At 44.0% G+C, this 11,047-nt stretch carries 8 protein-coding genes and 1 pseudogene; 7 read left to right on the plus strand and 2 right to left on the minus strand.

Going from position 1 to position 11,047, the window contains the following annotated elements; translation table 11 throughout:
• The first annotated feature begins 509 nt into the window (after positions 1-509).
• From F6K51_RS33170 to F6K51_RS33180, 3 genes are all read left to right on the plus strand, one after another.
• The gene (locus F6K51_RS33170; RefSeq protein WP_293029044.1) at positions 510-1,256 is read left to right on the plus strand and encodes a DsbA family protein; all 747 of its coding nucleotides are present in this window, start codon (positions 510-512) and stop codon (positions 1,254-1,256) included.
• Between the two features lie 238 nt (positions 1,257-1,494).
• Positions 1,495-2,250, plus strand: a complete 756-nt coding sequence (locus F6K51_RS33175; protein WP_293029047.1) for a hypothetical protein — start codon at positions 1,495-1,497, stop codon at positions 2,248-2,250.
• A gap of 77 nt (positions 2,251-2,327) precedes the next feature.
• Positions 2,328-3,185: an ion channel gene (locus F6K51_RS33180; protein ID WP_293029050.1), complete on the plus strand. Its 858-nt coding sequence runs from the start codon at positions 2,328-2,330 to the stop codon at positions 3,183-3,185.
• Positions 3,186-3,211: 26 nt separating this feature from the next.
• Here the strand turns inward: F6K51_RS33180 and dnaG are convergent, their stop codons facing one another.
• Both dnaG and F6K51_RS33190 read right to left on the minus strand, forming a co-directional pair.
• Entirely contained in the window at positions 3,212-5,170 is a 1,959-nt protein-coding gene (dnaG, locus tag F6K51_RS33185) for a DNA primase (RefSeq protein ID WP_293029053.1), read from the minus strand.
• Positions 5,171-5,338: 168 nt separating this feature from the next.
• Positions 5,339-5,941, minus strand: a complete 603-nt coding sequence (locus tag F6K51_RS33190; RefSeq protein ID WP_293029056.1) for a Uma2 family endonuclease — start codon at positions 5,939-5,941, stop codon at positions 5,339-5,341.
• 225 nt (positions 5,942-6,166) lie between these two features.
• Between F6K51_RS33190 and F6K51_RS33195 the strand changes: the two genes are divergently transcribed.
• From F6K51_RS33195 to F6K51_RS33210, 4 genes and pseudogenes are all read left to right on the plus strand, one after another.
• A complete protein-coding gene (locus tag F6K51_RS33195; RefSeq protein WP_365940481.1) occupies positions 6,167-6,562 on the plus strand; it encodes a hypothetical protein in 396 nt (131 codons plus the stop codon).
• Positions 6,563-7,100: 538 nt separating this feature from the next.
• Complete coding sequence (locus tag F6K51_RS33200; RefSeq protein WP_293029059.1) at positions 7,101-8,621, plus strand: reverse transcriptase domain-containing protein; 1,521 nt, start codon at positions 7,101-7,103, stop codon at positions 8,619-8,621.
• Positions 8,622-8,778: 157 nt separating this feature from the next.
• A complete protein-coding gene (locus F6K51_RS33205; protein WP_293029062.1) occupies positions 8,779-9,330 on the plus strand; it encodes a hypothetical protein in 552 nt (183 codons plus the stop codon).
• A 672-nt stretch (positions 9,331-10,002) separates the two neighbouring features.
• Positions 10,003-11,047: pseudogene (locus tag F6K51_RS33210) on the plus strand (nuclease); the annotation flags it as partial.

Genomic DNA, 11,047 nt, shown 5'->3' on the forward strand with positions numbered 1-11,047 from the left:
ATAGTAACTTATTGCTGGGATTGAATCAGCTAATTAGTGATATTAATCAATATCAATTCTTTTTTAATTCTGGATAATCTGACTTATTTGTTAATCATTGAATTCGGAGAGTGACAGAAGAGGGATATAGCGGTTGTTAGCCTAATGAGGTACACATGATTTTTTACCTCTTGCCTCTTGCCTCTTGCCTCTTGCCTTTTTCGGCAATCGATAACTTTACAACCGAGATACAAACCCTATAGTGTTCTTATCTCTTTTATCGAGAAAGATGAAACGGGTGCATCTCATTTTTGCCGTTTGGGTGGTGCGTTACGGGACGGATTGTCCTAACACTTGCTACCGATAAAATAAGGGCTCGCCCGTCTTATCACGCACCCTACGAACATTTACAAATGTGAGATGCACCTGCTCCCTTTGCCAAAGTGTTTATTTAGCATAACAAGTACGGAAGAGCCAAAAATGCTATAGTAAACATTTGGTCATTACTAGTAAACAGTAAACAGTTGAAAATGAAACAGTTGTATCGGATTTCCATAGCTATTGTTAGCTTATTCCTGTGTTTGCTCACTTTGAGCAGTTGCAGCAACAACTTTGCTAACCCTGATCAACTAGAAGCGCAAGTATTAACCATTATCCGGAATAATCCAGAGGCTATTTTACAGTCGCTGCAAGCTTACCAGCAGGAAAAACAGCAAGAGCTAGCCCAATCCAGACAAGCATTTTTGCAGCAAATGAGTACAGAGCCAGCATCGATAATTGGGAATTCCCCTACTACTGGTGTGGCGGAAAATAACATTGTGCTGTTGGAGTTTTCTGACTTTGAATGTCCATTTTGTGCCGAAGCTAACCAAAGCGTAAAGGATTTTATGGACAAACATTCCGATCAGGTAACCTTAGTATATAAGCATTTGCCTCTGACTCAGATTCATGCTCAAGCACTCCCTGCTGCTCAAGCAGCTTGGGCCGCTTTTCAGCAAGGGAAATTCTGGGAGTATGAAGATGCCCTGTTTGAGCAGCAAAATAACTTGGATGAAGAATTGTATCTAGCGATCGCCCAAGATCTTAATCTCGATCTAGAGCAATTTAATCGCGATCGCATCAGTGTTGGAGCCGAAGCTGCTATTAGGGACGATCTGAAATTAGCTCAGAGCTTGGGTCTTAATGGTACTCCTTTCTTTATGTTGAACACAGAAGTACTTCAAGTTCCTCTCAACTTATCAGAAATGGAGAGTATTCTGGCACAGGTCAAATCATGATCTAGGATCTATATTTGAGTTGTAAACACACGTCTTGGGGCAAGAGGCAAAAGGCAAGAGGCAAAAGTTGGTAGGGTGCGTGATAAGACGGGCTCGCCCTGATTTTATCGGTAGCCAGTGTTGGCACAGCCCGTCGGTGTAACGCACCACTCGCTCTTTAAAACTTAATATCTAATCGAGGAACATTTAAGATACTTTCTTAGTCAGACAACGTGATTAATTGACTAGAGGTAAGAAGATGAGAGTTGATCAAAGCAGTGGTTTAAGGCAAAGACTTAATGGTATAGTTATGATTATCTATGCCTTAATACCGATTATCCTAGTCGTGGTATTTTTGATTACTTTTTTAACAATTTTACATGACATCAAAAGTCTAGTAAGTGGCCCTTTAGTGGAAATCAATAACACCCTAGTGGAGGTGAATGAAAGTACTCAAAAAGCCAAAGAAGACATTGCTAATATCATAGAACCAATCAAAACAGTAAAGGCAGAGGTCCAAGAAGCCTTAGAGATAGTTGAACAGATTCCTACAGGAGTGAGTTTGCCTGATCTTGGCATCCCAGATGTTAATCTTCCGGTGAAACCAGATGTCAACTTGGGGAGTGGATTTCCTCCTAAGGTCAATATCGAGATGAAAGAGGTTTCAGTGGATATGCCTACTATTCCTGGGTTTGAAGTACAAGTGGTTGGTTTGCAACAGGTCAAGGCAGTGTTAAAGGATAATTTGGAAATACTTAAGGTTTTGAATACTATTGTCAGCGGTATTCCTAACCTCGATGCCCTTAGAGAAGATTCCCAAAAAATTCTAGCAGGAGTCCAGGAGTTGGTGAACGGAATTCATAAAATCGGGATCAAGGTATTGGGGCTGATGATATTTAGCGCAATCATGGTGATACCCTGGTTAATTAAGTTATGTATAGCTCCCTACGCTACCTGGGCTTACGGTCAGGTTACGACAGGATGGGCATTAGTCCGTGGTCAAGTAACTGAATAAATCCGTAGCGCATAAGCTAATAGCTTACGGTAAAATTTCCAATAAAAATTGCTATTAACCAGTTTAAACTAACTAAGATGCGCATCGCTCAACGGACTAGACCTAGACGACAATTAGATGTAATTATAAAAGGGTCATCCCATAACTATTGGCGTGACCCTTATCATATAATGCTGACCGTTAATTGGCCAATGTTTTTCGGGCTAATTGCGGTTTGTTATTTAGCCATAAACATTGTCTTTGCCCTATTGTACCTAGCGGGAGGAAATTGTATTGAAAATGCCCGTCCAGGTGCTTTCTTCGATGTCTTTTTCTTCAGCGTTCAGACCATGGCATCCATTGGTTATGGTGCGATGTATCCCGTGACTTCCTATGCTAATATCATTGTTACCATAGAAGCTCTAGTGGGTTTGATGGCCCTAGCCATGGCAACCGGACTCATGTTTGCCCGCTTCTCTCGGCCTACTGCCAGAGTCATCTTCAGTCGTAGGGCAGTGATTACGCCCCATAATGGGGTACCTACCCTCATGTTCCGCACTGCCAATGAACGGGATAATCGGATTCTGGAAGCTCAGCTCAGGGTAAGTTTCCTGCGCTATGAAGTCACCTTAGAAGGGGAATCCATGCGTCGATTCTACGACCTGAAACTGTTGCGTAGCCAAACCCCTAGCTTTGCTCTAACTTGGACAGTTATGCATCCAATTGATGAAAGTAGTCCTTTATATGGGGAAACACCAGAGTCTCTCGCTGAAATGGAAGCCACACTTATTATCACCCTAGTTGGTATTGATGAAACGGTTTCCCAGACTATTCACAGTCGTCACTCCTACACCGCATCAGAAATTTTGTGGGATAGGCGTTTTGTAGATATGTTTGATAGGAAATCAGACGGCAGTAGAATTATTGATTATAGCCACTTTCATGATGTTAAGTAATAGCAATTTATAGCGTTTGAGAACTGCTACATAGTTAATAGCTCTGAAATACCCACCTGACGTATCTTCTCTAATTCCAGAAGCCGACGATTAGCATCTTGACATTCCTGCCAATAGTATTGCTTACGTTGCCAATCATTACTAATATCAATTGTTTGCCATTGCTCTAAACAATAGCGCCGATGTTTTTCCAAAGCTACTATTTCTAGAGAAGCTGCTGCTGCCTGTATTACCATCGGGGCTCGCAAAATATCTTCTGTACAGGTTTCGTCAAGATGAAACAGATGAGCCACTTGAGTCATTTCCCTAGGAAATTGTAAACTCCGGTCTTGTAAACGGGAGATTAGCTGTTCAGGGGTGGTAGTGTAAAATTGTGTGCCTATCCCTTGGAGTTCAATAATTTGTTGCCACAAGAATCGATGGTGAGAGAGACTAAAGAGTAAATCTCGCTGGTCTAGAGTATCAATAATTGTTTGTCGATAGTCAGGACAGTGTAAATAAATCCGTAACAGTAAGGCTTCGGCTCGCTCTAACAGGATGCGCTCTTTACCAACCGGTAGGTTTGATTCTTGATTACCCTGTTGTTTCGGTTTCTTTAACCGAGGTGGTGATTTCTTAAAGGCAGCTCTAAGGGGTTTTTGGAGTTGAGTTTGTAAATTTTCTATGTATAAAGATACTAGTTTCCCTTGTCCTTGACTGAGAATTTGAGCACAGTAGTTAATATAATAAGTGAGCTGGTTGATGTCCTCCAGTTGCTTGAGTAACTTAACCATAGCTTGGGCGACTTGCTGAAATTGATCGGCTTGTTGGAGGTCTTTGCCAATCAGGAGTTGATCAATCTGCCAATCCAGCCACAAGGGAGCATTGAGCAACAGTTGTCGGTATTTTTCCGTAGCGTCAGGAGCAGATTTGAGGAATTCATCAGCATCTTTTCCATCCGGTAAGTTCAGTACCCGTAGCTGCACAAGTCCTTGGTAAGCTAGGTTAGCAATTTCTCCAATGGCTCTTTGGGCAGCATTAGTACCAGCAGCATCCGCATCAAAGTTGAGCACAATTTGCTTGGATTCAGTATAGCGCGATAGTTGCCGGACTTGATCTAAACTAAAAGCGGTACCAAGGGAGGCGACTATATTAGTAATTCCTGCGGCATGGAGTGCGATCGCATCAAAATATCCCTCCACCACTACAGCTTGGTCTTGCTTGGTAATGGAATTACGAGCTTTATCTAGGGCAAAAAGGGTTTTACTTTTATCAAACAGGGGAGTTTCTGGAGAGTTGAGGTATTTCGGTTGCTCATCCCCAAGACTTCTACCACCAAAGCCAATCACTCGACCTTGGGTGTCGTGGATGGGAATCATAATGCGATCGCGAAAGCCATCATAATACCCACCATTGTCCCTAGGCTTAATCAATCCCGCTTGCTCAACTAGCTTCACTGGCTTCCGTTTGTGTTCCACCAGATAGCGGTAAATGGTTTGCCAACTAGCTGGAGCATACCCTAGCTCGAAAGTAATGATAGTTTCCTCACTCAGACCCCTTTTACCGCGCAAGTACTCTAGGGCCTGCTGTCCTTGGGGTTGTCTGAGGGCATGTTGATAGAAAGCTGTGGCTAAGGCCAGAATCTCGTAGAGTTGCTCTTGTAGAGAAAGTTGCCGTTGTAATTGCTCCCGCTGTTCCGGTTGGAGGGTTTGGACTGGCACCTGGTAGCGCTGTGCCAAATCCAGCACCACATCTGAGAAGGAGTGCTTGCCAATCTCCATCAGGAATTTAATCGCATTCCCTCCAGCTTGGCAGCCGAAGCAGTAATACAGTTGTTTAGAGGGACTGACAGTGAAACTGGGAGTTTTTTCCTCATGGAAAGGGCACAGACCGACATGGTCTTTGCCACGCTTGCGCAATACCACATGCTCCGAGATGACATCCACAATGTCAGACCGTTCCTTAACTGCTTCAATAGTGTTTGGGTGTAGCCGTGGAATGTTCATTGCTCGATTCTTGCTTACAATCAACAGGGTGTTTTTAACAAAACTCGCGGAATTCCCCCGAGTAGCGTGAAGCAGGGGGGATGCATAGGGAAAAGGTTTTGTGATCAAATAATGAAGAATGTAATTCTAAATTCGCGCATTCTAAATTCGCGCATTCTATTAAGACCCTTACCAGATTTTCGAGAGCTTTAGCACAAAACCAGGCAAAACTGCCTCACCGCTAACAGTAGCAGGATTGTCTAACCGTTCGGTTTCCACTCCAGGACGATAAACATAAACCCGTTGATGCTTGCGGTCTATCAGCCAGCCCAGCTTTGCCCCATTATCGATATACTCGGTCATTTTATTTTGCAAGGTTTCTAGCTTGTCACTAGGAGAGCGTAACTCCACCACAAAATCAGGACAGATGGGAGCAAACCTTTCTTGTTTCTGAGTTGGAATGGTATCCCAACGCTCTAGCTTAATCCACGCAGCATCAGGGGAACGTTCTGCACCATTGGGAAGCTTGAAACCAGTAGAGGAATCAAAGCCAATGCCTGTACCGTCGTCATCCGTCCAGTTGGCAAGCTGTTGAATTAGTTTGAAATTTCGGTTTCCTGTTACTCCCCCCGTTGGAGACATAATAATGATTTCCCCTGCCGATGTGCGTTCAATGCTTAATTCCCGGTTAATCTGACAAAATTCAAAAAACTGGTCATCATCCATAGCCAGTGCTGGGGGCATCCTCAGCACAATTGGACTGGTATCAACAGGTGTGGTGGCTACTGTCATGACTAATTACCTGGCTTCGAGCACTGTGCGGAGTTTTTTCTATTCTAAGGGGAGCGCCCAGAGTGCTTCTAAGGTTTAGTGCCATTTCAGTATGACAGCTGTTGGCAAGACTTGACACAAAATGCTGTTTCAGGTCTTGGTCAAAAAGTCAAGATCCATGGGATCTGTTTTTAGCCAGTTGATCGATGAAAGGCTACTAATACTATCCCCAAACAATTAGGATGAATGACCCGACAGCCACACGACCAATTTGCGAAACAGTATTTAACGGAGTTGTTAACACCTCACGGTGAGGTGCAAATCAGCCGCGAAGTAACCAGTGAAGTACGCCAAGTGGATATTTGGTTTCTACCAACACCTTCGGTCTCCACACCACCCCAGGTTTTAGGATTGCTCGGTCAGATGGTATCAACTGCCTGTTTGTTAGAACCGTTCCGGAATGCCATCGGGATCATGGCGGTGCGTAATTGTCTGCTGAAGTTGTTTGCCCTCTACGGTGAGCTGCAGCGCCAGGCACGACGAGAGAAAAATTCTGTCAGTGAAACTGACTTGCCCTGTTTATGGATTCTGTCTCCTTCTTGTTCAAGCAACCTATTGAATGGTGCGGCTCGTTCTAGCTAGGAGCCTCTAGAGACTAGAGGGGTATGAGCTAGGGGATTCGCGGGAAAATCCCGAAAATCCTAACTATCTTCCGGATGGTGGTGAAAACCCACCCCTTGAGGAGACAAGTGACTCCCTATCTGGCCACACTGAGATGAACGGCATTTCATCAGAGTGAAGCTGGCAACAGGGCGGAATCAGAGGTGAATCAGATTAACCACACTGCCGCTAATGGGGAGATGACATGGGTAAACAAGTTCTAGAAAAGTGTCTAATAGGTAAGCCACAATCTGAACAACAAATGTGGACTTCATCCTCGCATTTCTCACGGCATCGCATTCAAGTAACCGCAAACTCCGAGGAGAGGATAGGCAAAGTGGACTGCCCTAAATCATCAAAATAATCTGGAAGATGGAACGAGTAAAAACGATGGCAAAACACAAGGGTCTGAAGAACGGTCGTAACTTCGGTAAGCTATGCCAAGCCTAATCCCCACCATCGGGTAAGATGTGCTCAAAACTGGGCACGGGTATTCAGAATACACAAACCTTAGGAGAGTATGGGTAGACACAGACCAAAATCTAGTGACCTCTGGAAGGGACAAAACTGGAAGCAATTCCGTAAAACCCTCTTCCGCCTACAGAGGCGCGTGTATAAAGCGGTTCAAGCTGGTGACTTGAGGAAAGCTCGGTCTCTACAGAAACTGATTCTGAAATCTCGATCAGCACAGCTTTTGGCCATCCGTCAAGTGACACAGCTCAATCAGGGCAAGAAAACCGCCGGTATCGACGGAAAGACTGCACTGAACTACGAGGAAAGGTTAGAAATACTTGAGATTATGAAAGGAAACGCGTTGAACTGGTACCATTCCGGTTTACGAGAAATCCCGATTCCCAAGAAAAACGGGAAAATTAGGATACTCAAGATACCAACAATCGCAGATAGAGCATGGCAATGTTTAGCCAAGTTTGCCCTCGAACCAGCACATGAAGCCACGTTCCACGCCCGCAGCTACGGGTTCAGAACCGGTAGAAGTGCCCACGATGCCCAGAAATACGTGTTTCAGAACCTGAGTACACGAGCTAAAGGCATCACCAAGAGAGTCATAGAGTTGGACATTAAGAAGTGTTTTGACCGCATCTCCCACAAGTCCATAATGGACAGGTTAATTGCGCCAGCAAGTTTGAAGACTGGGATATTCCGGTGTCTTAAGGCCGGAGTTGACCTGAAATTTCCTGAGCAAGGAACCCCACAGGGAGGAGTAGTCAGCCCACTTTTAGCCAACATCGCACTTGACGGAATAGAGGATATTCACCCTAGTGTCCGATACGCGGATGATATGGTCATATTCCTCAAGCCAAAAGACGACGCTGAAAAGGTTCTAAACAAAATCAAAGCCTTTTTAGCCGAACGAGAAATGGAAATTAGTGAAGAAAAGACCAAGATAACCAAAACGACGGATGGATTCGACTTCCTTGGGTGGCACATGCGTGTCAAACAAAATGGAAAGTTCCAATGTACTCCTTCAATGGAGAATCATAGAGCTATCCGTAGGAAAATCAAGGCCATAGTCAACAGTTCGAATTATGGTGCAAAAATCAAGGCAAAGAAGTTAGCCCCCATCGTACGTGGATGGAGGAATTACCACAAATACTGCGATATGAGCAGTTCCCGAGATAGTTTATGGTTTATGAATAACACTGCCCACCGGAAGTTCCGTAGCGAAAAGAAGGTGGATAGGTATCAGGCCAGTGAATTATGCAAGAAAGGATTCCCCGCAGTTGGGTATGAACAGAATAAACACGTAATGGTGAAAGGGACTAAGTCCCCTTATGATGGAGACTTAGTCTATTGGAGTCAGAGAAACTCACAGCTCTACTCCGATGCTACCGCCAAAGCCTTGAAGAAGCAAAACCATTCCTGTGGATATTGCGGATTGAAATTCACCGATGAGGAAAGGATCCACCTGCACCACATTGATGGGAATCATCACAACTGGAAGAAAAACAACCTCATGGCTGTTCACCAAAGTTGTCACCAATATATTCACGGGAGCAGGTCGAAAGACCAGGATATCTAGGAGCCGTATGCGGCGAAAGTCGCACGTACGGATTTGAAGGAGAGGTGCCCCGGGTAATACCGGGCATCGACTCTAATGTTTTGCCGCCAAACTTGATGATTCAGGGAATTGGGTGGAAGGAGTCTATTTTTTGCCTGAGTTGTTCAAGACAGCCCTGGTGGCCATTAACCAGCTACCGGTTACGGAAGAAACCCTCTGGTTGAGACTTTTGGGACGCAATCGCACTCAGGAGCAAGCCATTAAGGAATTGGTGGCACTGCCAGTTGGACACCCTTTACGGGGCAACATCTTAGAGATTCTGGCCAACTGGCGCATCAAAATAGAAGAAAGTGAAGATTTAACTGAAGACGACAGGGAGTTAATTATGAATTTATCACCAGCTTATTTGCGTTGGCGAGAAGAAACCTTAGAACAAGGCCGGGAACAAGGCCGGGAACAAGGCCGGGAACAAGGCCGGGAACAAGGCCGGGAACAAGGCCGGGAACAAGGCCGGGAACAAGGCCGGGAACAAGGCAATTTAGAGGGACAGCGCCTGATGGTAGAGAATCTACTGGCAGGGCGGTTTGGCCGTGTTGATCTCGAATTATCCCGGACAATTGAGCCTTTGATGCAGTTGCCGATCACAGAGCGTACTCAAGTGTTGCTTAACCTGTCCAACTTGTCCCGTGAGGAACTGTTGGAGAGGTTTGGAAAGAGTCTATCTGATTGATACCAACTGTAAGCATTAAGGGGTCAGCGTTCAGCTTCTTGAGGGTTTTCCATAATCACTCATGTACTCGTCCCAGGGCTAAATGCCTATGTTTGTCTGTCTTGATGCAATAGCGAGTGGGGGAAACCCCCAAGACCGCGCTGCATCGCTTGATTTAAAAGCTGACTGTTTAGAAGCTGATCCCTGAATTATTACAGCTAGAGTGTATCTGTATAACCATTTCAAAGTAACTTGTCAACTGCTATCTCTTCCTGATTCAATTAATTTTTTTCAAAGTCTTGCTAGATAAATAAAAATCTAGTAAACAAACAAAATAATCACCAAATATTAACTAATATCAAGTAACATCATAAGTAGCTGCTTACTTTATTTTTTGATAGTTAATATTTATTATTGCATTTTATTTTAATAAATAAAACAGAATAGAAGCAATATAGGTAATTAAATCAAGCATTGCTCACGAAAAAAAGCCTCTGTAGAGACCTTATACATAACATCTCTACAGACTATATAAAGTTTCGACTCTATTTATTGATCAGGGATTGCATACATTCGCTGATAGCTGATAGGTGACCGCTGACAGCTGATAGTTAATAGCTAAAGATTCGTTGGTTTTAAAACCAAGACAAAAACCTGAAATTACTAGTGAGTGCTAAAGAGAAACGTAGGTATATGACAAATCGAATCATACGTCCCATATACGACATCCAAGGTGAAGGTCATATCTCACCATTTGTTGGTCAGTCTGTCACCACTACAGGTATTGTGACTGGGGTAGCGAGCAACGGCTTCTACCTACAAGACCCTTATGGAGATAATAATGATGCCACCTCAGATGGAATTTTTGTCTTTACTAATTCTACTCCTACGGTCAGAATCCGTGACGAGGTGCAAGTGAGTGGTGATGTCCAAGAATTTCGGCGTAGTAACCGTTCCGATGACTTAACCCTGACTGAAATTACTAACCTGACTAATATTAGGGTCTTATCATCGAACAACCCTTTACCTACTGCAGTGGTTATCGGTGAAGACCGTACAGTACCTACAGAAATTATTGATGATGATGGTTTAACTGACTTCAATGAAGCTACTGATAGCATCGACTTTTACGAAAGCCTAGAAGGGATGCGGGTGCAAATCAATAATGCTGTAGCGGTTGCTCCCACTAATAGGTTTGGTGAAATTTGGACGGTTCCAGGTGATGTCAATGCTACTGGTGTTAATAATCGTGGTGGCATTACCATTAGTGACGGTGACTTCAATCCAGAACGAATTCAGATTGATGACACTCTATTGAATGGCACCTCTCCTATAGTTAATGTCGGTGACGAGCTCGGTACTGTAACAGGGGTACTTAGCTACAGTTTCGGTAACTTTGAACTCCAGTCTACTGAACCAATTCGTGCTACATCCGGTAACCTAACCCCAGAGATAACGAATTTAGTCAGTAGTGCAAATCAAGTTACGATTGCTAGCTTCAATGTCGAAAACCTCGACCCCAATAGTCAAGATGGGGATGATGATATCGGTGATGGTAAATTTAATGCGATCGCATTTCAAGTTATCAATAATCTCCAATCCCCGGATATCATTGCTCTGCAAGAGGTTCAAGACAATAACGGAACTATAGACAATGGTAATGTGGATGCTAGGGAAACCTACGAAACTCTGATTAATGCCATAGTTGCTACTGGTGGACCTCAGTACTCCTTCTTTG

Origin of the sequence: Moorena sp. SIO3I8 (genome assembly GCF_010692325.1) — a bacterium.
Classification (GTDB): domain Bacteria; phylum Cyanobacteriota; class Cyanobacteriia; order Cyanobacteriales; family Coleofasciculaceae; genus Moorena.

What these genes read in the sequence shown, in the direction of transcription:
- F6K51_RS33170 (WP_293029044.1), top strand. Translation starts at nt 510, where the DNA reads ATGAAACAGTTGTATCGGATTTCCATAGCTATTGTTAGCTTATTCCTG.
- F6K51_RS33175 (WP_293029047.1), top strand. Translation starts at nt 1,495, where the DNA reads ATGAGAGTTGATCAAAGCAGTGGTTTAAGGCAAAGACTTAATGGTATA.
- F6K51_RS33180 (WP_293029050.1), top strand. Translation starts at nt 2,328, where the DNA reads ATGCGCATCGCTCAACGGACTAGACCTAGACGACAATTAGATGTAATT.
- dnaG (WP_293029053.1), bottom strand. Translation starts at nt 5,170, where the DNA reads ATGAACATTCCACGGCTACACCCAAACACTATTGAAGCAGTTAAGGAA.
- F6K51_RS33190 (WP_293029056.1), bottom strand. Translation starts at nt 5,941, where the DNA reads ATGACAGTAGCCACCACACCTGTTGATACCAGTCCAATTGTGCTGAGG.
- F6K51_RS33195 (WP_365940481.1), top strand. Translation starts at nt 6,167, where the DNA reads ATGACCCGACAGCCACACGACCAATTTGCGAAACAGTATTTAACGGAG.
- F6K51_RS33200 (WP_293029059.1), top strand. Translation starts at nt 7,101, where the DNA reads ATGGGTAGACACAGACCAAAATCTAGTGACCTCTGGAAGGGACAAAAC.